The following is a 21,882-nucleotide window of genomic DNA, read 5'->3' on the forward strand; positions in this document are numbered from 1 at the left end:
AGATAGTAACAATGAAATTATCACAATCATAAACAATAAAAATATGGCTAATTTATTTTGCGTTAAAGACAAAGTTGTCATTATTACCGGTGGAGCCGGAATCTTGGGCAGAGGTATTGCAGGCCACCTGGCTGAAGAAGGTGCTAAAATCGTTATTCTCGACCGCGCAGCCGAAGTTGGTGAACAAATTGTAGCCGACATCAAAGCGAAAGGCGGAGAAGCAAGTTTTTATCTGACTGACGTTTTAAACAAAGAAGTCCTGGAACAGAACAAAAAAGATATCCTGGCCAAATACGGCCGTATCGACGCGCTGCTGAATGCAGCCGGCGGAAACATGGCTGGTGCGACTATCGGACCGGACTGCACGATTTTCGACTTGAATATCGACGCTTTCCGTAAAGTAGTAGACCTGAACCTGTTCGGTACAGTTCTCCCGACAATGGTGTTTGCCGATGTAATGGCTAATCAGAAAGAAGGTGCTATCGTCAACTTCTCTTCCGAATCCGCTTTGCGCCCGCTTACCCGCGTCGTAGGTTACGGTGCCGCAAAAGCTGCTATCTCCAACCTGACTAAATATCTGGCTGGTGAACTGGCGATCAAATTCGGAGAAGGTCTACGTGTAAATGCAATCGCTCCGGGATTCTTCCTGACGGAGCAGAACCGTACTTTGATGACAAATCCGGACGGATCTTACACTCCACGTGCCGAATCTGTCATTGCACATACTCCGTTCAGACGTCTGGGTACACCGGATGAACTGTTTGGTACGATCCAGTATCTGATCAGCGACGCTTCCAAATTCGTAACCGGAACAATCGCTATCGTAGACGGCGGTTTTGATGCATTCTCCATTTAATCTCACAATTAAAAAACAAGACATTATGTATTTATGCGAACAAACATGGCGCTGGTACGGCCCGAACGATCCAGTTAGCCTTTCCGATATCCGCCAGGCCGGTGCTACCGGAATTGTAAATGCCTTGCACCATATCCCGAACGGAGAAGTATGGACGATCGAAGAAATCCAGAAACGCAAGGATATGATCGAAGCTGCCGGCTTACGCTGGAGCGTAGTGGAAAGTGTTCCGGTACACGAACATATCAAGACACAGAGCGGAGATTTTCAGAAATATATCGAGAACTACAAAGAAAGCATTCGTAACCTGGCAGCATGTGATATCCGTGTGATCACTTATAATTTCATGCCGGTTCTGGACTGGACCCGTACAAACTTGGCTTACACCATGCCTGACGGCTCTAAAGCATTACGTTTTGAACGGGCAGCTTTCATGGCTTTCGATCTCTACATTCTGAAACGCCCTGCGGCAGAACAGGAATATACAGACGAAGAAAAGGCAATTGCAAAAGCTCGTTTCGACGAAATGAGCGAAGATGACAAAGCACTGCTGGTACGCAATATGATCGCCGGTCTACCAGGCTCCGAGGAAAGTTTCACATTGGATCAGTTCCGTGCAGAACTGGATCGTTACAAAGATATCGATGCAGAAAGACTTCGCGCGAACCTAATTTATTTCCTGAAAGAGATTACTCCGGTTGCCGACGAAGTAGGAGCACGTATGGTTATCCATCCGGACGATCCTCCCTACTCTATCTTAGGCTTGCCCCGCATCTTGAGTACAGAAGAAGATTTCCGTAAGCTGATCGAAGCCGTACCAAACCAAAGTAACGGTTTATGCCTCTGCACCGGTTCTTTCGGCGTTCGTGGCGACAATGACCTGGCCGGCATGATGAAGCGTTTCGGCGATCGTATCGACTTCGTTCATATACGCAGCACCAAACGCGACGAAGCCGGAAACTTCTTCGAAGCAAACCTGCTGGAAGGAGACGTGAACGTTTATGAAGTAATGAAAGCCCTTCTTGAAATCGAGCAGGAACGCGGTTGCTCAATCGCAATGCGTCCGGATCACGGCCATCAGATGATCGATGACTTGCACAAGAAGACTAATCCGGGTTATTCCTGTATCGGTCGCTTGCGTAGCTTGGCTGAATTGCGTGGTTTAGAACTGGGTATTGCCCGTTCTTTATTCAAATAATGAGTGACGAGTAATCACAAATAGTTTGGCATTGAAAGGCGTCTGATTCTTTTTCGGACGCCTTTTTCATTTTACCTCTCTCCCGTTTCACTTTTTTTCCTTATTTTTGCAGCACTAATAATTTTGCAAAATGTCTAAAACACACTACAGTATACTATCAGCCCTATTATTACTTGTGTTAAGCGCATGCCATTCTTTGTGGACGGCCCAGACCCAGCCTGCCCCACAGCAGGAATCGATTCTGGTCTTGCCTTCAACGGATATCCCTCTTCCAAACACAGATTTCGCTTTTCTGTTTCCTGAAGAACCGAAGCTGAACGAACAAACTTCTCCCCGCAAAAATATAACGGAAAACTTCTCCAACAGAGAAAAAAATGATATTGCCGTAATAGACCCACTCCTGATGGCAGAAGAGAATTCGATGCTTATCGATTTAAGCCTGGTACAGAAAGAAGACTATGCTTTCCCTTTACCCGGCGCAAAAGTAATCTCTCCATATGCCGGACGTAGAAAACACCATTCGGGTGTAGATCTGAAAACCTGCGCCAATGATACGATCGTATCGGCATTCGACGGAATCGTCCGTCTGGCTAAGCCTTATTATGCATACGGAAACGTAATTGTTGTACGCCATTACAACGGATTGGAAACAGTTTACAGCCATAACTCCAAAAATCTGGTCAAGCCGGGAGACTATGTAAAAGCCGGACAACCGATCGCACTGACCGGACGAACAGGAAGAGCTACGACGGAACACCTTCATTTTGAAGTACGGGTAAACGGGCAACACTTCAATCCGAACCTGGTATTCGACCTGCAAGAACGGAAACTTAACAATCAATGCCTGGTATTCACCCAAAAAGGTGGCAAAATCGCAGTGAAGTCCGTCGAGCTAATGCCACATCAACTTGCAGGCGACTACAGTTATTCACCAGCCCACAGAAACAAAGGACAAATAGAAAGCAAAAAGGGATCATTATAATTTCCTTTTCAATGCCCTTGCAAAGCTTCTATCAGAAGATTGATATTGACGGTAAATAAACGGACTGATATCGCCAACAAAATAATACCGAAGAACTTCCGGACAATATAGATTCCGCCTTTTCCGAAAAAGCGTTCAATACGGGTTGTCATGCGAACGACAAAATAAACCCATATCATATTCAGTATCAAGGCTATCACAATATTGACACTGGCATACTCCGCCCTCAAAGACAATAATGTAGTAAACGAGCCGGCACCCGCCAGTAAAGGAAAGACCAGCGGAACCAGTGTCGCCTCCTTTATCGGTCCCTGGTTTTTAAAAATTTCTATATCGAGTATCATTTCCAGTGATAACAGGAAAATAACAAACGAACCTGCCACAGCAAACGATTCGATATCCACATGAAAAAGCCGTAGCAAGACATCGCCTGCGTAGAAGAACCCGATCATCAACAAAAAAGAGATAACCGTTGCCTTCATGGCGTTCACATCTTTGCCCTTTTCTTTCAAATTGACAATAATTGGAATGGAACCAATAATATCAATCACAGCAAATAATACAATGAATGCACTGATCATTTGCTGAAAATCAAAACTTTCAAACATAAGATACCCTTTTAATTGCCCTAAAGGTACAAAATCTTTCCCAACAGCCGACAGACAAATAGTAACAATCGCTTCGATGAATAACGTTTTTTCATACTAAATCAGAATCTCTTCACGAAAAAATAACGACCTTTGCATACACTTATATTGCTCCAAGCAAGAAAGTAATTAAATGTTGTCGGGAGATATGGATATAAAAACGATTTTAAAAAAGTATTTGGTATTTGTCATTGGATTATATTTTTTAGCTGCAGGAATCGTCCTGATTATACATTCCGCTTTAGGAACCACTCCTATTTCAAGTGTAAATTATGTGTTAAGCCTCAACAGTCCCTTATCTTTAGGCACCTGTACCTTTATCGTAAACGTTTTGCTGATACTGGGACAGTTCTGGTTAATCCGAGGAATGAAAAGCCGTCAAGACCAGATATCCATCCTGCTGCAAATTCCATTTTCGTTCATATTTTCAGCATTCATCGATTTCAATATGGCACTCACTGAAGACCTGTATCCATCCAACTATATAATGTCGATTGCGCTGTTACTGCTGGGTTGTCTCATCCAGTCTATCGGTGTCGTATTAGAGATCAAGCCCCAGGTTGCGATGATGAGTGCAGAAGGATTCGTCAACTACGCCGCCCGCCGTTACAATAAAGAGTTCGGAAAATTCAAGGTCATTTTCGATTTCACCTTAGTAACGGTCGCCGTCATTTTATCACTGATCTTCACTCAACGGATCGAAGGAGTCAGAGAAGGTTCCCTGATAGCAGCCTGCATCACAGGCTATATCGTGAGTTTCCTGAATAATAAAATCATGACTCGAAAAATGCTTTCCAGAGTTTCTTCCATACTAAAATAGTTTTTTTCTTATTTTTGTGCTTCATTAGAAAAGAAGATCCGTTTTTAAGTGAGTAAAATAGGCGAACACGAAGAAGATCCGATCCTGTTATTTTCATTTCTGAAAGGAGACAACAATGCTTTTTCATCGATATACAATAAATATGTCGATGAGCTATTTGCATATGGCATAGGATTAGGATTCGAAAGAGAAACCCTCAAAGACGCCATACAGGATACTTTCTTCAAATTTTACACCAACAAGAAGCAATTGAAAGGTGTCACTCATCTGAAATATTACTTATTTCGTATGCTTAAAAATCGCCTGTTCGATATATATAAGTCTTCAAACAAAGAAAATATCGTAGACGTAACCAATTTGCCTTTTTTAATCGAACCGTCCGTTTTAGATGAATTGGTTGCAAACGAGGATAAAGCTGCGATTGAAACAGAAATAAAGAATTTGTTGGAAATACTAACTGATAGACAAAAAGAAGCTGTTTATTTACGTTTTATACAAGAATTGGAGTACGAAGAAGTTGCAAATTTATTGGATATGACTGCTCCTGCAGTAAGAAAACTTATCTCCAGAGCAATAAAACGCATGCGTGACGAAAAATTTTAGAAAAAATGAGAACAAAAAAAATTCCGAATCGTCTATTCTATATAAATTGATTTGAAAGTATGTTGTCGAACCAGTGGTTACAAAATAAATCTTTTATACAATGGAGATTATTCCCTTCTGAAGAAGATAATCTCTATTGGGAGAAGTTTATCCAAGACAACCCACATTTCCAAGATGAAATAGAAGAAGCAATAAGGATATTAAAATCAATAAAATTGAATACTCAAAAACTTTCTCCGGAAGAGAAACAGGAAATATTTGCATTAATACAAAAAAATATAGAAAAGAAAGACAAACAACGTCACCTCCGGCTATATCTGACCGTATCGGCAGTTGCTTGTATCGTCCTATTTCTGGTTTTACTACAACCACTATTTATTGGCAAAAACGAGATTTCACACAAAAACATGCTTGTTGTTGCAGATACAACCTCTGTCAATCAAAAAGATATACAATTAGTACTGGCCAATAACAGGACCATTACTTTTGAAGAAGATGCTGATATCAAATATGATAAAAAGGGTGGTATTACTGCAAATACTGGAATCGAACAAATAAAAGTATCAAAAGAAGCTACTAAAGAAACCACATTAAATACGCTGATCGTTCCTAAAGGAAAACGGTCAAGCCTCACCTTGGCCGATGGCTCCAAAGTATGGGTCAATTCTGGGTCCACACTCAAATTTCCTTCTACATTCAAAACAGATAAAAGGGAGATCTGGGTAGATGGAGAGATTTATATAGAGGTTGAAAAAAATAAAGCACATCCTTTTTATGTAAATACCTCTCATATGGTAATCAACGTCGTGGGAACTCAATTCAATGTTACTGCCTATGACGAAGATACGGATTATTCAGTCGTATTGGTCGAAGGATGTGTAGATGTCAGCATAGACAAAGAAAAAGCCCGTTTATTACCCAACCAGATGTTATCGGTATCGACAGATCAGATTTCTGTAAAAAAAATAGATGTCAACAATTATATAAGTTGGAAAGAAGGATACCTCCAATTTGCAAGTGAACCTCTATCCAACATACTGAAACGTTTGTCCCGCTATTATGATACCCCTATTGATTGCGACAATAGTATTGCACAGCTAAAATGTAACGGAAAATTAGTATTATTCGATAATATCGAAGATGTCATGAAAACCATATATAACACAATACCGATCCAATATTCACACGAAGCAGGCCGGATATTGGTTCGAAAAAAATAAAGAGAGTCATAATTGCTAACTTATAAGTCTAATTTAAAATTGAGATGCCTATGAAACATATATCATGAAAATAAAAAATGCCGGACAATATTGGCGTATTCCCCGGCATAAGATTTCAAAGTTATTATTGCGTACTAAACTTTTAAAATCACTACAAATATATGAAAATAAATCATTATCTTGATAGATCGTGGTTTAACGGTCTACGTTATACCTTACATATTATGAAAATCATAATCATTTTACTGGTCTTAAGCATTGGGAACTCCTTTTCTATGACCTACTCTCAAAATACATTACTTTCGCTTGACATCAATAAACAGTCCATAAAAGAAGTTATTGGCATCATTGAGAAAAAGTCGGAATATGTTTTCTTCTTTTCGGACAATGTCCGTCAAGATTTAGAAAAAAGTGTTGACATAAAGGTCAATTCAAAAACACTTGATGTAATCTTGAATAACCTTTTCGCTGATACAGACTTGGTATATACGATTAACGATCGCCAGGTATCAATTGCAAAGTCGAAAAAAGCAGGATCTTCATATCCTACACCACAACAACAGACAAAGACAATTACAGGAACAATTGTCGATAACACAAACGAACCTCTAATCGGAGTTAATATTGTTGTGAAAGGGACTTCTACAGGAACAGTAACCGACATCGATGGCAAATTCTCTTTGCCTATTACCGAAACAAACGCTGTTCTTGTCATTTCTTACATCGGCTATAAATCGCAAGAAATCAAAGTAGGTAATCAATCCAGCCTGAATGTCACATTAGAGGCAGAAACATTAGGCTTGGAAGAAATCGTTGTCGTAGGATACGGTACCGTTAAGAAAAAAGACCTTACCGGTTCGGTATCATCCGTAAACTCGGAAACGATCTCTAAATCACCTGTGACAAGTGCAACCCAAGCAATCCAAGGACGCCTCCCCGGTGTATTCATTTCCAATTCGACAACGAAACCAGGTGAAAATGCATCTGTGGTTATCAGAGGTAAACGTTCTATCAGCGGTAGCAGTGATCCCCTTTACATAGTCGATGGAATTCCAGTAGTAGGAGGAATAAATGAAATCAGTCCTTCAGACATCGAAACAATAGATATCCTCAAGGATGCCTCTGCTACGGCTATTTATGGTGCACGCGGTTCAAACGGTGTAATCCTGATAACCACCAAAAGGGGAAAAGCAGGAAAAACTCAAGTCGACTATAATGGATATGTTGGCTTCCAAACAGTGCTGAACCAGTTGGAATACATGGACGGGGCAGCCTATGCCGAAACAGTCCGGGAATCTTATCGTTCAACCGGTAAATACCTCTCTGATAAACCGAGTTGGGAAGAAGACCAAAAGATCGGTTCTTTCGCCAATGACCCTTATACATTGGAATCTCTAAAAATGGCATACGATGAAAATGGGAATTATGATCCTTCAAAGGTCCGTTCAGGAAGTAAATGGTGGGAAGCCGTACAACGCACAGGTATGGTTACCGACCATCAGTTAAGCGTTCGCGGAGGCAACGACAAAACCAATTTCACTTTTAGCGGTTCCTATTATGATTATAAAGGTCTTGTTAAAGATGAAGAATTTTCCCGGTATTCTATTCGCCTGAATCTCGAACATTCTGTAAACAAATATATTAAATTGGGGGCATTTACTGGATATACCCATTCCGTGCAAGAAAGAGGGTCTACCCTGTTTAACTCGTGGCGTGTCATGCCAATGGGCCGTTTCTATGATGACAACGGCGATTTATTGGAAAAAGTTTCAGGCACAGACGACCAGTGGCGTAACCCGTTACTTAGATTAGCAGAGGGAGCTGTTTCCAACCCTTTAAAGATAAACAGATTTATTGGCAGTTATTATGCTGATATCACGTTACCACTGAAAGGGCTCCGGTTCCGTACGAATTTAGGTATCGACTATGAAACCAGACAAGATTATAATTTCCAATCGGCCGAAGCACGGGGAAATACCATGAATTATGCTCGGAACGGTACGGAAAACAGATCCATGTTTACTTGGGAAAACCTGTTATTCTATGACAGAACATTTGAGGATCATACAATCGGGGTAACTTTGCTCCAATCTATAAACGAATACCTCCGGGAATACAACAAAATTCCGGTTCAAGGAACACCGGCTGATGAACTACTATATTATGATGTAGGTTCTGCCTCTAATCCTGAAAAAACGGAAAGCGGTAAAAGCCAATGGAAATTAGCTTCCTTCATGGCTCGTTTGAACTATAGCTTCAAAGGGAAATACTTGGCTACTATTTCTGCCAGATATGACGGTTCTTCACGTCTTGCGGAAGGACATCAATGGGTCGCTTTCCCGGCTGCTGCTTTAGCTTGGCGTATCAATGAAGAATCATTCATGCAAAATGTTCATTTCCTCAGTAACCTGAAATTGCGTGCCGGATATGGTGTCGTTGCCAGCTCAGAAGTAGACCCTTATGAAACCAAGGGGACATTGTCACAAAAACCATATAATTATGGCAGCGAGTCGATCTTTGGTTATGCTCCCAACAAAATGCCTAATACAATGTTAACCTGGGAAACAACAGGGCAATGGAATGCCGGATTTGATTTCGGATTTCTCGGAAACAGGCTGAACGGTACAATCGATATTTATTTACAAAACACAAAAGATTTGCTATTGGACAGACAATTGCCTATCGTATCCGGTTTCAATCAAATAAAATCGAATGTTGGAAAAACGCGTAACAAAGGACTTGAACTTACCTTGAACTCTTTAAATATCAATAATAAGAATTTCACATGGTCTACAGACCTTATGATGTACACCAACAAGGAAGAAATTGTTGAATTATATAATGGCAAGGAAGATGATCCCGGAAGTTCCTGGTTTATAGGTGAAGCGATCAACGTGTTCTACGATTACAAGAAAATAGGCATCTGGCAAGACACGCCGGAAGATCGTGCCGAAATGGAGAAGTTCAACCAGAACGGAAGTAACTTTGCACCTGGTACTATCCGCCTGTGGGATAATGGCGATTATAAGATCACTTCGGAAGACCGTGTTATCCAGGGCCAGCAAAGACCTAAAGTAATATTGAGTTTAAATAATACATTCAGATATAGGGACTTCGACTTCAGCTTCTTCTTTGAAGGCAATTTCGGAGCAATGATCAAAAACAACATCAGTTATCTGAATCAAGCACACAGGAACGGCAATGTGAAAGTCGATTACTGGACACCGACAAATCCGACTAACGCCTTCCCACGTCCGATTGAAGGTGTCGACTATCTTCCTTATTATGAAACGTTGCATTATGAAAAAAGCGACTTTATCAAACTTCGTAATGTCACTTTAGGATACACCATTCCAAGTCATATTACCAAGAAATGGGATATATCACGTTGCCGTGTCTACGTGCAGGCACAAAACTCATGGATGTGGACCAACTTCACCGGAGTGGATCCTGAAAGCGCTCTGAATAAAGATGTTGATGGAACATACGCAGGTTACACGCGTCCAACTCCTTCAACCTGGTTAGTAGGTCTTAATATAAGCTTTTAATCTAAAAAATCAGAAACAATGAAAGAATCAAATAACATAAAGAAAGTTGTCCTTTTTAGCCTGGCAAGCGCATGTATCGGGCTTATAAGCTGTGATGATTATCTGAAGGAGAAAGACCTTCCCCGTTTAACTCCCGACTATTATGGAACCGTTGCCGGTGTGGAGTCCGCCGCAACAGCAACATATAGCTTCATGCGTTGGGGAGCTGGTAATGAAAGATATAACGTACTCACAGAATACGGCACAGATCTCTTCACGCAAGGAGAAGATCCGGGAAAACAAGCTGACGCTTTTAACAAATATGGAAGCCAGTTGAATCCAGATGCAAGTGTCTTGTACGAATTCTGGGAAAATCATTATAAAGCGATCAATACTGCAAACTTGGTTATTCAGCAAGTAGAAGGATCTACATCAATGTCTGAGGTACAAAAGCAAGTAGCTCTTGCCGAAATGTCTTTTTTACGTGCCTTCTTCTATTTTGAGTTGGTACAACAGTTCGGAAGTATCCCTTTGGTATTAGATGTGTCTTTCGACGTGAGAACTGACTTTCCACGTGCTTCAGTTGCCGATATTTACAATCAAATTATCAAGGATCTGGAATATTCGGTCCAATATTCTCCCGAGAAACCGGCAAAAACAGGGAAAGCAGCTAAATATGCTGCAGCTCACCTGTTGGCTAAGGTATATCTGACCAGGGGAAGTGCCGTAAGTGATCAGCGCGGACAGCAGCCTTCAGATATGGAGAATGCTCTGAAATATGCCAAAATGGTAATTGATTGCGGACAATACGAATTACTGACAAATTTTGCCGATCTGTGGGATATAAATAATCAGGGTAATAAGGAGGTGATTTTCTCCGTTCAATTCACGACAGATCCGGTTTACCGTGGAGATGGCAATTCCTTCCACCTATATTGGGGATCTTGGTATGAAGATCAACCGGGTATGACAAGGGACCTCGAAAACGGACGTCCATACAGAAGACATCTTCAATCGCAAAAGACAATGTTGCAACTGTTTGACCGTAAAAACGATTCCCGCTTCTATAAAAGTTTCAAATGGGCATATTATGCCAATCGTGAAGGTGCAGGACTGGAACTGGGAGATACAGCAATTTATTACAGTATAAACCCGACCACGGAAACATATCGTTATAAATATTTTGCCTGGGATAAGGAAGATGTAACCAAAAACAATCGCTACTATCCTCCCTTGCTTAAATATTTCGATCCCCTGCGTCTATCTGTCAATGATGGTCAAGGTGGCCGCGAATGGGTAAAAATGCGTTTGGCCGAAACGTATCTGATTGCTGCGGAAGCTTCCGGCCGCAACGGTGATTACCAAACAGCAGCCGATTACATTAATGTTGTCCGCAAACGTGCCGCATGGCAGGATGGTGAAACCAAAATGTCTCAATACTGGCGCGAAGAAGGAGGAAAAATAGGAGATACCAATAGTACCTTTGCAGATATTCAAGTCACGGCTGCAGATATCCAAAGCAATTTTATCGACTTTATGTTAGATGAACGTGGACGCGAACTGTTAGGTGAAACTTGCCGTTGGAATGACCTGGTACGATGTGAAAAGCTGGAAGAATACGTCAAGAAATGGAATTCAGAAGGAGCTGTCACCTTCAAATCACATCACAAACTTCGTCCGATTCCTCAAAAGCATATAGACCGCTTGAATCCAAAAGGAACGGATGCTGAAGAACAAAATCCCGGTTATTTCTAATTACACAATATTTATCTGAAGCTGCCCTGTTGAGAGCGGGCAGCTTCTCATTTATAAATGATATGAAAACAAAGTATTTTATTCCCATTATATTTCTGTTGCTTTTCACCCGATGTTCGACAAATTCTAACGCAGATTTAAAGAACTTTCCTGAAGGTTATACACCGGAAGAAGTTGGGACACGGATAAGCAAACGCTTTATTTCCGGTAAACATATGCTTCATAAGAAAAACGGAAAAGATGGTATTCACTATGCAGAAGTCTGTACATGGTATGGAGCCTTAAAATATGCTGTTGCCGTTGGTGACAAAGCATTGATCAAGCAACTTCAGAACAAGTTTGAACCACTCTTTACCACCGAGGCAAATTATCAACCGCTTATGAATCACGTAGATTTGAATATGTTCGGTTGTTTACCGTTTGAGTTTTATCAGATCACAAAAGATCAACGTTACTATGATATGGGGCTTCCTTATGCAGACACGCAATGGCAGGTACCGGACACAGCAACAACGGAAGAAAAGAACTGGGCCCTAAAAGGTTTCTCCTGGCAAACCCGTTTATGGATCGATGATATGTTTATGATCACCATTATCCAATCCCAAGCATACAAAGCCACCGGAAAACGAGAATACATTGACCGTGCAGCCCGTGAAATGGTAATGTATCTGGATGAACTCCAACACCCTAACGGTTTATTCTATCACGCCCCAGATGTTCCTTTTTATTGGGGACGCGGCAATGGCTGGATGGCCGCCGGCATGACAGAATTACTGCGCTATTTGCCAAAAGACAATCAAGACCGTCCCCGTATCCTGGAAGGGTATCGTTTGATGATGAAGAATCTGAAAAACTATCAACTACCTGACGGCATGTGGAGCCAACTAGTAGATGATCCCGCCTGCTGGGCAGAGACATCAGGAACAGCAATGTTCACGTATGCTATGATCACAGGGGTTAAACAAGGGTGGCTAGATAAAAAAGAATATTCTCCAGTTGCTCGTAAAGCTTGGATGGCATTAATTCCCTATATCAATGAAGAAGGAGACGTGACAGAAGTGTGTATCGGAACCAATAAAAAGAATGATAAACAATATTACTATGACCGTCGAAGGATAGTGGGAGATTATCATGGGCAAGCTCCCCTACTATGGTGCTGTTTTGCTTTGATAGAATAACCTATATTTCAAACGGGGCTGCCTTAAATCAAAAAAATAGGGCAGCCTATATAAGACAAGAGTCTGTCAGTTAAAGAATTTACTTCCTTTTTTAATTGGGAGATTCACTTTCATTACGAATATTAATTGCATTCATTCCCCTTAGACCGCGTTCAAGTTCAAAAGTAACGATGTCGGTTTCCGAAATATCGGTCAGTGTATTGTTACTAACATGAAAAAAATACTTCTCGCCGCTACCAAGGTCTTTGATAAAACCATACCCTTTTGATTCATTAAAATAATCAACCCTCCCTTTCAGCACGGTAGGTGTCTCTATATCTTCTTTTTTGGGGGTCGAGATAAGAATCTCTTCTTGCTTAATTCCTTCTTTATTAGGATCCAGTTCGGGAGGAGTCGATGTAATCACGCCGTTTTCATCCACATAAGCGATCATATCATCAAAACTATTCGCTTTGCCAAGTAGTTTTCTGTCTTCTTTCTTTTTTTGTTTTTCGGCCCTCCGGGCTTGTTTCTTTTTTTCGTTTTCTCGTTTATTGTATGTTACGGATTTTGCCATTTATCTATATTATTTATATTAATAATCAATCTATTATATAAGGATTCAGAGTGGAATGCCAAGGTATTTCCGGAATATGGAAACGCTGGATATAAAAAATTCCAACTATTGCACTGAAGAGTAAAAGCTAACTAAACTATAGGAGAGCAATAAGACAGTGTGTCAAAATATACTAATCCCCAAGCTTGACGCGAGGACGCAAAAGAACTGGCCTTATCAATCAAAGTTTATACGGCCAGTTATATGCGACCTCACGTCAAACGCGGGAACAAGGTAGTTTAGACACACCTTCATATACCAGGAGATTAATATCGTCTGGAACTATTATAACCACCTTTTCTTTCGCGGTATCCGCCGTTTGAAGGTTTTTCAGAGCGAGGACGCGCTACGCTTACCGAGATTACTTTTTTCTCAAATTCAGCTCCATTAAGAGCATCGATCGCTTTTTGGCCATCTCCATCGTTTACCATTTCAACAAAACCAAATCCTCTGGATCTTCCTGTTTCTCTATCCATGATAACTTTTGCAGACGTAATTTCTCCATACTCCGCAAATAGATCATTTAAATCAGCATCATTAATGCTATAATTTAAGCCTGTAATGTAAATGTTCATTTAAAATTTTTTTTAATAAATACTAATAGGGTATGAGGAGGAAAATTAATGGAGAGGCCTACTTAATAATAAAGAAGAACTATACGCTAATAATACGTAACTCAAACTCTGACTCAAAGGTAACACTATTAATCGAACCAACAACTATTACAACCTATAAATTCTCGTTTTTCTTGTCAAGACTGTCAAAACACCATTATTATCTGGGATCAGAAGTCTATTGCACAGAGGTTGTTACCACTTCAAAAACTTCTAAACCGAACAATCAGTAAAAATCTTTTCCCGACAGAAGCATCCTTCCAAATGATCGTTTACAAACCCTGTTGCCTGCATATGAGCATAGCAGATAGTAGAGCCAAAGAACTTAAACCCTCGTTTCTTCATGTCCTTACTCATTGCATCCGATTCTGGAGTCGTAATCGGAATCTCCTTCAACGACTTGAAATTATTTACAATCGGTTTCTGCTCGGGGAAAAACGATAACGTATAATTATAGAAACTACCAAATTCCTTTTGAATTGCGATGAAACATCTGGCATTTGTGATCGTAGACGCGATCTTCAGCCGATTCCTGACGATCCCATCAAAAAGCATCAGCCGGTCAATATCATCCGAATTCATCGCAGCCACTTTCTCTACATCGAAATTATAAAATGCTTTTTTATATCCTTCACGTTTACGAAGGATGGTAATCCAGGCTAACCCAGCCTGAGCACTTTCCAAAACAAGAAATTCGAATAAGGTTTTATCATCGGTAACCAATCGTCCCCATTCTTCATCGTGATATTTCACATATAAATCATCAGTTCCAGCCCAGCCACAACGTCTATTTACAAGATCTTCCATCTTTCATATATTTATAATTCCCAAAGGTATTTATTAAAGATGAATATACAGCATAAAAAGCTATTATTTCCCCAATATTCGTATTTTTGTTCTGAGATTCTTAATTATGAAGGTGTGTCGAAATCCCCTTGTCCCCGCGCTTGACGCGGGGGAGCAAAAGTAACTTTTCAAAAGTCCCACGGATAAGCCACGTGAGAACTGCCTGAAACCGCTGTTTTTTGCCGAAGCGGGGAAAAAGAAAAAGCTCTGAAATCCTTGAATTTCAGAGCTTTGCTTTAATTTACTATTTGCTTTCGCGGTGCGTACGGAAGATGAACTTTTATTCTATTCTTCACGTACTCAATATCTTAGCAAGCTCTTTTATTCTTTCTCCCACTGATAACCCCACATGTGCAATTCTTTGGATTGCTGGGTATTGCGGTGGTTGTTTGAGTTGATGCAAAGATAGGTGTTTATTATAGAGTAATAAAATAAAAGAGCCATATTTAACACGAAAATGCAGAGAGTTTTCTTACTTTTGCAATATGTTATATTATAGAAGAAAAATATTATTAGCATTGATTGAAGCATTTGGCGGTCATTTGACTGCCAAACAACTTCAGAAATATTTGTTTCTTTTTACAAGGAAACAAGAGGAAAAAGCATTTGATTTTATTCCTTATTACTATGGTTGTTTTTCATTCCAAGCAAATCAGGATATAATGACATTAGCTAAATTGGGCTACTTAAGTATTATAAAAAGCGAGAATGGTCGTAGAATACAAATTTGTCAACCCAATAATTATTTGATGATGCTTGATATGTTTGAACAGCAAGCTATAAAAGAAATAAAAGAAAAATTTGGTTATCTATCTCAAAACGAGTTAATTCGTTACACTTATATCAATTATCCTTATTACGCAACAAAAAGTACAATAGCAATTAATTTGCTAAATGAGGAAGAATTAGCTGTAATAGATAAGCAAAAAAGAACCTTTACAGAGCCTCAATTATTCACTATAGGATATGAAGGACGCTCTTTAGAAAAATACATTAATATTCTCCTCGTGAATGATGTACATATTCTCTGTGATGTCCGTAAAAATGCCTATAGTCAAAAATATGGATTTTCAAAAAATCAATTAGAGAAAGCATGTACAGGAGTAGGTATAAAATATATCCATATACCGCAACTGGGAATAGAATCAGAACAAAGACAAGATTTAAAATCACAAAAAGATTATGAAATTCTTTTTGAGTCATATGAAAAATCTACCCTAAAAGAAAATTGGAATTATCTTTTATATGTCCGAGAATTGATTGATACAGAGAAACGTGTAGCTTTAACTTGCTTTGAAGAAAGTCACAAACAATGTCATAGAGGAAGAGTTGCGAAATATTTAATGCAACTACCTGATATAACTTACACCCTTAAACATCTATAAAACATGCCTACAACTCGAGTTCTAATTGCTGTAAAAACATACCCTACTTTATCGGAAAAATACGATGAATTAGTTTGTACTGCTGGTTTCTTGGAAGATGGCACTTGGATAAGAATATATCCTATTCCTTTTCGTAAATTAAGTTATGATAAGAGATATAGTAAATGGCAGTGGATAGAACTTGATTTGGTTAAAAACACAAGTGATTTTAGGAAAGAAAGTTTTCGTCCTGCAAATATAGATAATGAAATAAAAATAGTAGGAGAAATTGGTACAAAAAATGGCTGGGCAAAAAGAAAATCTATTGTTTTAAAACATGTCCGTTATAATATGGCTGAGCTTATTGAAGAAGCCAAAAATCCTCAAATAGGAACATCATTAGCCGTATTTAAACCTCAAAGAATTATTGATTTTGTTTGGGAAGAATCTACAAGAGAATGGAATAAGCAGAAATTAGATGTTGTATATGCCAATCAAGCCCAACATAGTTTATTTGATGTAGAAGAAACTAAAAGAATATTCAAAGTAGCTAAAAAATTGCCTTATGAGTTCTCATATAAGTTTATATCAGAAGATGGTAAAGAGCGAAAACTCATGATTGAAGATTGGGAATTAGGGATGCTTTATTGGAATTGCCTTGCTGCTGCTAATGGAAATGAACAAGTCGCATGTGAAAAAGTGAAAGAGAAATATTTCACAGAATGGTGTAAAAAAGATATATATTTTTTCTTAGGAACAACCAAGAAATTTCATAATGTAGGTACTAATCCTTTTATTATTATTGGGACATTTTATCCACCGAAAAATCCACAATTGGCTTTGACCTTTAAAATGGACTAATACAAACTTAGTTATATTAAATAAAAGCTTTTAGATATAAGAACAAAAGACCATAGTATAAACTTACTTTCGTAAATACGATTCGATATAATACATTTTGCTGAAAAGAAAATTGTTAAAAAATATTTTTTTAAGATGGCAAGGAATTGCTTTTTACTATTTTGTTTTTAATAACCCTATGAAGAACATAGACTAAGCTTTAGTCCTATCACATTTATTACTTTTTTATTAGAATGTCCCTTTTTTACACCTATTATCAATCTAAGAAATCTTACTTTTGCCTGATAATTAAGGCAAAATGGAGAAAATTCAAGTAATACAACCTACCAAATTGCTCACTCCTTATATAAAGCAATATTGGTTTTTAAGGATAGATGATGTAAAGCAAGGCTTTCAGCGTTCTATCCCAGCGGGTTGTGTAGCACTTGTTTTTCATAAAGGAAATAAAATTATTTCTTCTTTTCATAAGGGAACGCAACCACAATCCTATATAAGCGGGCAAATCAGTACTTATTCAGACATAGAATTTTCTTTCTTGGATATGGTCATTATTTTATTCCAGCCTATCGGATGCAGGATGTTTTTTCCATATCCTATGGAAGAGTTTACTAATCAGAATATAGGTATTGATTTGTTAGAGAACACCTGTTTAGTAGAATTGGAAGAGAAAATAAATGAAGCATCAGATAATTATCAAATAGTCAGATTGATAGAAGAATATTTATTAAATAGACTATGCGAAAATATATCATGCAACGCTAATAGGATGATGGCTACTATACACAATATCAATGAAGGTGAAGGAAATATATCCGTTTTATCTCAAACGGCTTGTTTAGGATATAAGCAATTCAAACGGATATTCGTTGAATATGTAGGACTAAATCCAAAAGATTTTATCCAAATCACACGATTTAGAAAGACATTCAATATTTTGCAATCAACTCCACAAATTAGTATAAGTAAAGTTGCCTATGATTGTGGATATTATGATAAATCACATTTAATAAAAGAGTTTAAAATGTTCACGGGTTATACCCCTACACAGCTACTTGATATTTGTGATACTTATACCGAAAATCTATCGGTATTCAACTCTGTATTTATCAACGACAATAAAAAACTTAATAACATCGCTTTATGAAAATATTGATATACGGTGCTGGCGTAGTGGGTTGTACTTATGGCTGGCAATTATCCAAAGTAGGATGTGACGTTGCTGTATTGGTGCGTAAGGAGCAAAAAGAACTTGTACAAAAAGATGGTATTCGCATTATCTGTTCTGACTTTAGAGAGAAAGCAAGAAAAGATACAGATATAATCTTTAAGCCTACAGTAATAGACGAACTTTCGTCAAACAATGATTTTGAATACATTATTGTCTCCACCAATAAATTACAATTATCAACTATATTGCCAAGTCTTTCAAAGTCAGCAGGAAAAGCAAATGTTGTATTTTTCCAAAATAACTGGGATGTTTTTACTGAAATAGATAAACATCTAAAACCTGAACAATACTTTTTTGCCTTTCCATTTATGGTCGGGGGCGGAAAAGAAGATAAAAGCATACATTGTGCCATTTCAGGTCTAAAATATTCCAATACTCCGTTAGGTGAAAAAGACGGGCGGATAACTCCACGAGTAGAAAAGCTTTCTATAATACTGGATAAAGCAAACTTAAAGCCTGTCATTTCTAATCAAATATTAGTATGGCTAATCACACATTATGCTGTCGCTGCCGGTCTTTCAGCGGGAATAATGAGTGCCGGAAGTGTCTCTAAATTTATAGAGAATACAGCTATTATCAAAACTACTATGAAAGCTATTCGGGAAGGCTTAGCTATTTGTGAAAGAATGGGCATCAATCCTAAAACAGAAAAAGCAAACAGATTATATCTTTTACCTCTATTTATCAGTGTGCCAATAGCTAAGAAAATTTATAGTAATGATGCTCTGCAACTTATGTTTGATGGACATATAAATCATTCTCCTGCTGAAATAAGGCAAATGATAGATGATATAATAGATAGTGGTGTAAAATATGCTGTTATAACTTCTAATCTGGCACAATTAAAAAGTTATATATCTTCTAACCAAACTAATAAAAGTAAGTGAATAAAGCTATCAATTCGATAGCCATTAAATATAAGTATATGAAAGATATATTACAAGAGAGATTTTTCCAATTATTATTGGAATGCTCGCAGCGTAAAGTTTCTTTAACAGAATTTACAGAAGCTATTGAGGAATTGACTACACATTTAGCTGATTTCAGTTGCAACGAACAGAATTATAGTGTTTTGCTTCGCTATTTTTCTTTTGGACTGCACAGACTTAAATCGTACCGTATGCGGTTTGAGCAAGAAAAAAATACCCTATCTGTACTTGATTGATGAAGCAATAGAACTAATCAAGACAGAAGTGCGTATTGTGAACTTGCGTATCAAATACCCTGAACAATTCCAGCAACACGCAAATAACCTATATCTTTCCCCTCTCCATTTGGCAGACAAAACAAGCCTTATCAATATCATGGAAATTGTTGACGGTCTATTCCTTTCTCAACGGATAATATATCAAAATGGCACTTCTGTTCATTTGACAGACTTAGGCAAAGCCTTTGAATGGCTTTTTAATATCAAATTAGGAGATTATCACCAAAAGTATATGGATGTCATCAAACGGAAACCTGCCAAATTAACGGAGTTTCTTAATGAGTTGGCAAATCTTATCCGAAAAGAACACATAAATAAAGGGTATAGATAATCAATCACTTAGCACCAATTTATACGGGGTAGCGTATGCTACCCTCTAATTCTTTTGCTCCCATTTTCCGAACTTTGCTTCATCAACCGGTTGGTAATCATTGATGTATAACCTGAAAAATGAAGCGAATATGTATATAGAAAACTATGAGTTTAAAGAGTGGATGCAAAAACTGCTCGACAAGTTGGAAGAAGTGGGCAAAGGTGTAAGGTCTTTGCAGAACAACCCCGAAGTAATGCCGGGTGACAAGCTGCTGGACAATCAGGATTTGTGCCTGCTGTTCAGGGTCAGCACCCGTACACTGCAAAGATTGAGAGCCAAGAAAAAGCTCCCTTTCATGATGATTAGCGGCAAAGCCTATTATCGGGCTTCTGATGTCAGGGAGTTCATCAGGGAGCGGTTCGATGTGGGCACGCTCCGAAAGTTCGAGAAGGAACACGGAGATAATAAGCAGTAAGGAAGTTATCCCGAAATTGTGGCACGTGGGCAGTTTCGGGATATTTCTTTTTTGGCAGGTTCCCGTTATTCATCCGCCGATATTATACCCTCTCTCTGATAGGATTGCTCAAACCGCTTGCAGAGCAGGACTATCATTTCATTGGTCTTTATCAGTTCAACGGTGCATTGTTCCAGTCTGTAAAGCAGCGCAAGTGCTTTCTTTTCCGAAAAATTGGAATGCAGTTCTTTCACCGCCTGATTGTAATTGTTGGCTATCTTCCTGAACTGGGAATAGAATTGTGTCAGCTGGATATAATAGTCCACCTTGCTTTTGTCCCTTACCACAACCTTGAATGATTTGCCGAAAATACAATTCTTGATGAAATGTGCCTTTACCGCATACCCCGACCTGTCAAAGAACGACAGGAATTTGGCGTTCTCCACATCGTCCAGATTGAACGAATAGCGGTGTACTTTCGGGTTTGACAAGGGCTTTCGCCCTCCCTTGTTGAAGCGTTTCTTTTTCTGTTCCATAAGCTGATATTTTTACAAGTTTCCCGACTTCGGAGAGAAACCGCCCACCTGCAAAGGTGCAAGGTTTTCAGGCACTCAGAAGCATCTGAGGACCTGAAAACACAACTTGCTGCTTTCGTTTGAAAGCAAGAATCCTCGTTCCCTCGGACTACCGAAGCAAGCGGTCAGGCTTCTTTCCCCGTCCGTTTATCCGCTGCAAAATTACAGACAACCGTTTGCTGCTGAAATACGGTCTGCCGTGACAATCCATGACAAGGGAAGACAAAACAACCACTTTTTATAAAGCGTCTGTTTTTACCATTTTCTTTGTTGCGGATTGATTGAAATAAGGCAATACACAAGACAATCAAACAAGATGTAAATATGTCTTTATGTCTTGTTTGAAAGCTGTTCAAGGATATAGCTGTCTGTACGGATGTCTTTTTTTCTTTCAATAGGAATGAAGAATTATCTATCAACCTTTAAAAAGTGACTATATGGAAGAAGTAAAACAACAACCCTTGCAAGGAATGGAAAGCAGGGAACGGGACGGTTATAAATCATTGTTCCTCAAAAAACGGACGGTCTGCACCCGTCAAAGTGTGTATGTCAGTGGAGAGATACACGGACGTATTGCCCGAATGGTGGGTGTCATTGCAGGCAAGCGGGTAAGCATCGGCAACTTTATAGACAATGTATTGGAACATCACCTGAACAGCTATAAAGAAGTCATTTCCTCCCTTTATCGGGAAGAAGCCGACAAAGGTATCATCAACCCGCCAAAAGGAAATCAGGCATGAAAGTAGTGGCTGTCGAAGAACAGACCTTTCAACTGGTGTGCAGGCGTTTCTCCACCTTTGCCAATCAGGTGAAAAGTATCTGTATGGAAAGTTCCCGAAAATCGGAAGAATGGCTTTCCAGCCGTGAAGTGTGTGCGCTGCTCGGTATCAGCCTGCGAAGTTTGCAGAATTACCGGGATAGCGGGAAACTGGGCTATTCCCAAATAGGGAACAAGATGTACTATAAGGCTGCCGATATTGAAAGATTGGTTACAGCATATACCGGAAACAAGAAGTCAAACCATAAATAAGTATTGTCC

The 21,882-nt window shown here is 39.0% G+C and carries 23 protein-coding genes; 18 read left to right on the forward strand and 5 right to left on the reverse strand.

Annotated elements, in window-relative coordinates; genetic code table 11:
• Window positions 1-43 precede the first annotated feature (43 nt).
• The 3 genes from NQ564_RS10520 (at window position 44) to NQ564_RS10530 (ending at window position 3,036) form a co-directional block, all read left to right on the forward strand.
• The gene (locus NQ564_RS10520; RefSeq protein ID WP_008150938.1) at window positions 44-856 is read left to right on the forward strand and encodes an SDR family oxidoreductase; all 813 of its coding nucleotides are present in this window, start codon (window positions 44-46) and stop codon (window positions 854-856) included.
• Between the two features lie 25 nt (window positions 857-881).
• On the forward strand, window positions 882-2,054 hold the full coding sequence (uxuA, locus tag NQ564_RS10525; RefSeq protein ID WP_039848279.1) for a mannonate dehydratase: 1,173 nt from the start codon (window positions 882-884) through the stop codon (window positions 2,052-2,054).
• Window positions 2,055-2,184: 130 nt separating this feature from the next.
• Window positions 2,185-3,036 (forward strand): M23 family metallopeptidase, encoded by an 852-nt coding sequence (locus NQ564_RS10530; RefSeq protein WP_008150941.1) that lies wholly within the window; start codon window positions 2,185-2,187, stop codon window positions 3,034-3,036.
• A gap of 8 nt (window positions 3,037-3,044) precedes the next feature.
• Here the strand turns inward: NQ564_RS10530 and NQ564_RS10535 are convergent, their stop codons facing one another.
• A complete protein-coding gene (locus tag NQ564_RS10535) occupies window positions 3,045-3,644 on the reverse strand; it encodes a MarC family protein (RefSeq protein WP_008150944.1) in 600 nt (199 codons plus the stop codon).
• Between the two features lie 187 nt (window positions 3,645-3,831).
• Here NQ564_RS10535 and NQ564_RS10540 point away from each other — a divergent pair, with 187 nt between their 5' ends.
• The 6 genes from NQ564_RS10540 to NQ564_RS10565 all read left to right on the forward strand — a co-directional run bounded on the left by NQ564_RS10540 (window position 3,832) and on the right by NQ564_RS10565 (window position 12,786).
• Window positions 3,832-4,503: a YczE/YyaS/YitT family protein gene (locus tag NQ564_RS10540; protein ID WP_039848280.1), complete on the forward strand. Its 672-nt coding sequence runs from the start codon at window positions 3,832-3,834 to the stop codon at window positions 4,501-4,503.
• Between the two features lie 48 nt (window positions 4,504-4,551).
• Window positions 4,552-5,106, forward strand: coding sequence for an RNA polymerase sigma factor (locus tag NQ564_RS10545; RefSeq protein ID WP_008150947.1), 555 nt, complete (start codon window positions 4,552-4,554; stop codon window positions 5,104-5,106).
• Window positions 5,107-5,165: 59 nt separating this feature from the next.
• Window positions 5,166-6,326, forward strand: a complete 1,161-nt coding sequence (locus tag NQ564_RS10550; RefSeq protein ID WP_008150949.1) for a FecR family protein — start codon at window positions 5,166-5,168, stop codon at window positions 6,324-6,326.
• Between the two features lie 161 nt (window positions 6,327-6,487).
• A complete protein-coding gene (locus NQ564_RS10555) occupies window positions 6,488-9,874 on the forward strand; it encodes a TonB-dependent receptor (RefSeq protein ID WP_008150953.1) in 3,387 nt (1,128 codons plus the stop codon).
• Between the two features lie 18 nt (window positions 9,875-9,892).
• Entirely contained in the window at window positions 9,893-11,608 is a 1,716-nt protein-coding gene (locus NQ564_RS10560) for a RagB/SusD family nutrient uptake outer membrane protein (protein WP_008150955.1), read from the forward strand.
• 62 nt (window positions 11,609-11,670) lie between these two features.
• Complete coding sequence (locus NQ564_RS10565) at window positions 11,671-12,786, forward strand: glycoside hydrolase family 88/105 protein (protein ID WP_008150957.1); 1,116 nt, start codon at window positions 11,671-11,673, stop codon at window positions 12,784-12,786.
• Window positions 12,787-12,877: 91 nt separating this feature from the next.
• On the opposite strand, the gene NQ564_RS10570 is transcribed toward NQ564_RS10565, so the two are convergent.
• From NQ564_RS10570 to NQ564_RS10580, 3 genes are all read right to left on the reverse strand, one after another.
• Window positions 12,878-13,342 (reverse strand): cold-shock protein, encoded by a 465-nt coding sequence (locus NQ564_RS10570; protein WP_008150959.1) that lies wholly within the window; start codon window positions 13,340-13,342, stop codon window positions 12,878-12,880.
• Window positions 13,343-13,647: 305 nt separating this feature from the next.
• A complete protein-coding gene (locus NQ564_RS10575; RefSeq protein WP_008150960.1) occupies window positions 13,648-13,956 on the reverse strand; it encodes an RNA recognition motif domain-containing protein in 309 nt (102 codons plus the stop codon).
• 252 nt (window positions 13,957-14,208) lie between these two features.
• The gene (locus NQ564_RS10580; protein ID WP_008150962.1) at window positions 14,209-14,802 is read right to left on the reverse strand and encodes a DNA-3-methyladenine glycosylase I; all 594 of its coding nucleotides are present in this window, start codon (window positions 14,800-14,802) and stop codon (window positions 14,209-14,211) included.
• A gap of 557 nt (window positions 14,803-15,359) precedes the next feature.
• Here NQ564_RS10580 and NQ564_RS10585 point away from each other — a divergent pair.
• The 7 genes from NQ564_RS10585 to NQ564_RS10615 all read left to right on the forward strand — a co-directional run bounded on the left by NQ564_RS10585 (window position 15,360) and on the right by NQ564_RS10615 (window position 20,289).
• Window positions 15,360-16,226 carry a DUF488 domain-containing protein gene (locus tag NQ564_RS10585; RefSeq protein ID WP_227963133.1) on the forward strand — a complete coding sequence of 289 codons (867 nt, stop codon included), beginning with the start codon at window positions 15,360-15,362 and terminating at the stop codon, window positions 16,224-16,226.
• A 3-nt stretch (window positions 16,227-16,229) separates the two neighbouring features.
• Window positions 16,230-17,066 (forward strand): hypothetical protein, encoded by an 837-nt coding sequence (locus NQ564_RS10590; protein WP_008150965.1) that lies wholly within the window; start codon window positions 16,230-16,232, stop codon window positions 17,064-17,066.
• Window positions 17,067-17,364: 298 nt separating this feature from the next.
• Window positions 17,365-18,210: a helix-turn-helix domain-containing protein gene (locus tag NQ564_RS10595; RefSeq protein WP_008150967.1), complete on the forward strand. Its 846-nt coding sequence runs from the start codon at window positions 17,365-17,367 to the stop codon at window positions 18,208-18,210.
• Complete coding sequence (locus tag NQ564_RS10600; protein WP_227963134.1) at window positions 18,207-19,181, forward strand: ketopantoate reductase family protein; 975 nt, start codon at window positions 18,207-18,209, stop codon at window positions 19,179-19,181. Before NQ564_RS10595 ends, NQ564_RS10600 begins: the two co-directional genes overlap by 4 nt.
• A 38-nt stretch (window positions 19,182-19,219) precedes the next feature.
• A complete protein-coding gene (locus NQ564_RS10605; RefSeq protein WP_081450225.1) occupies window positions 19,220-19,459 on the forward strand; it encodes a hypothetical protein in 240 nt (79 codons plus the stop codon).
• Window positions 19,452-19,832, forward strand: a complete 381-nt coding sequence (locus NQ564_RS10610; protein WP_008150973.1) for an RteC domain-containing protein — start codon at window positions 19,452-19,454, stop codon at window positions 19,830-19,832. The genes NQ564_RS10605 and NQ564_RS10610 overlap by 8 nt, the downstream gene beginning before the upstream one ends.
• A gap of 130 nt (window positions 19,833-19,962) precedes the next feature.
• Window positions 19,963-20,289: a helix-turn-helix domain-containing protein gene (locus tag NQ564_RS10615; RefSeq protein ID WP_039848282.1), complete on the forward strand. Its 327-nt coding sequence runs from the start codon at window positions 19,963-19,965 to the stop codon at window positions 20,287-20,289.
• A 65-nt stretch (window positions 20,290-20,354) separates the two neighbouring features.
• On the opposite strand, the gene mobA is transcribed toward NQ564_RS10615, so the two are convergent.
• Window positions 20,355-20,804 carry a conjugal transfer protein MobA gene (gene mobA, locus NQ564_RS10620; RefSeq protein WP_008150977.1) on the reverse strand — a complete coding sequence of 150 codons (450 nt, stop codon included), beginning with the start codon at window positions 20,802-20,804 and terminating at the stop codon, window positions 20,355-20,357.
• Window positions 20,805-21,280: 476 nt separating this feature from the next.
• Here mobA and NQ564_RS10625 point away from each other — a divergent pair, with 476 nt between their 5' ends.
• Both NQ564_RS10625 and NQ564_RS10630 read left to right on the forward strand, forming a co-directional pair.
• Window positions 21,281-21,583 carry a DUF3408 domain-containing protein gene (locus NQ564_RS10625; RefSeq protein WP_008150982.1) on the forward strand — a complete coding sequence of 101 codons (303 nt, stop codon included), beginning with the start codon at window positions 21,281-21,283 and terminating at the stop codon, window positions 21,581-21,583.
• A complete protein-coding gene (locus NQ564_RS10630) occupies window positions 21,580-21,873 on the forward strand; it encodes a helix-turn-helix domain-containing protein (RefSeq protein ID WP_008150983.1) in 294 nt (97 codons plus the stop codon). The genes NQ564_RS10625 and NQ564_RS10630 overlap by 4 nt, the downstream gene beginning before the upstream one ends.
• The last annotated feature ends 9 nt before the right edge of the window (window positions 21,874-21,882 follow it).

The sequence above is a fragment of the Parabacteroides johnsonii DSM 18315 genome, assembly GCF_025151045.1.
GTDB classification, from domain to species: Bacteria; Bacteroidota; Bacteroidia; order Bacteroidales; family Tannerellaceae; genus Parabacteroides; species Parabacteroides johnsonii.

Coding starts and splice junctions, on each gene's coding strand:
- NQ564_RS10520 (WP_008150938.1), top strand. CDS start 44: ATGGCTAATTTATTTTGCGTTAAAGACAAAGTTGTCATTATTACCGGT.
- uxuA (WP_039848279.1), top strand. CDS start 882: ATGTATTTATGCGAACAAACATGGCGCTGGTACGGCCCGAACGATCCA.
- NQ564_RS10530 (WP_008150941.1), top strand. CDS start 2,185: ATGTCTAAAACACACTACAGTATACTATCAGCCCTATTATTACTTGTG.
- NQ564_RS10535 (WP_008150944.1), bottom strand. CDS start 3,644: ATGTTTGAAAGTTTTGATTTTCAGCAAATGATCAGTGCATTCATTGTA.
- NQ564_RS10540 (WP_039848280.1), top strand. CDS start 3,832: ATGGATATAAAAACGATTTTAAAAAAGTATTTGGTATTTGTCATTGGA.
- NQ564_RS10550 (WP_008150949.1), top strand. CDS start 5,166: ATGTTGTCGAACCAGTGGTTACAAAATAAATCTTTTATACAATGGAGA.
- NQ564_RS10555 (WP_008150953.1), top strand. CDS start 6,488: ATGAAAATAAATCATTATCTTGATAGATCGTGGTTTAACGGTCTACGT.
- NQ564_RS10560 (WP_008150955.1), top strand. CDS start 9,893: ATGAAAGAATCAAATAACATAAAGAAAGTTGTCCTTTTTAGCCTGGCA.
- NQ564_RS10565 (WP_008150957.1), top strand. CDS start 11,671: ATGAAAACAAAGTATTTTATTCCCATTATATTTCTGTTGCTTTTCACC.
- NQ564_RS10570 (WP_008150959.1), bottom strand. CDS start 13,342: ATGGCAAAATCCGTAACATACAATAAACGAGAAAACGAAAAAAAGAAA.
- NQ564_RS10575 (WP_008150960.1), bottom strand. CDS start 13,956: ATGAACATTTACATTACAGGCTTAAATTATAGCATTAATGATGCTGAT.
- NQ564_RS10580 (WP_008150962.1), bottom strand. CDS start 14,802: ATGGAAGATCTTGTAAATAGACGTTGTGGCTGGGCTGGAACTGATGAT.
- NQ564_RS10590 (WP_008150965.1), top strand. CDS start 16,230: ATGCCTACAACTCGAGTTCTAATTGCTGTAAAAACATACCCTACTTTA.
- NQ564_RS10595 (WP_008150967.1), top strand. CDS start 17,365: ATGGAGAAAATTCAAGTAATACAACCTACCAAATTGCTCACTCCTTAT.
- NQ564_RS10600 (WP_227963134.1), top strand. CDS start 18,207: ATGAAAATATTGATATACGGTGCTGGCGTAGTGGGTTGTACTTATGGC.
- NQ564_RS10605 (WP_081450225.1), top strand. CDS start 19,220: ATGAAAGATATATTACAAGAGAGATTTTTCCAATTATTATTGGAATGC.
- NQ564_RS10615 (WP_039848282.1), top strand. CDS start 19,963: ATGTATATAGAAAACTATGAGTTTAAAGAGTGGATGCAAAAACTGCTC.
- mobA (WP_008150977.1), bottom strand. CDS start 20,804: ATGGAACAGAAAAAGAAACGCTTCAACAAGGGAGGGCGAAAGCCCTTG.
- NQ564_RS10625 (WP_008150982.1), top strand. CDS start 21,281: ATGGAAGAAGTAAAACAACAACCCTTGCAAGGAATGGAAAGCAGGGAA.
- NQ564_RS10630 (WP_008150983.1), top strand. CDS start 21,580: ATGAAAGTAGTGGCTGTCGAAGAACAGACCTTTCAACTGGTGTGCAGG.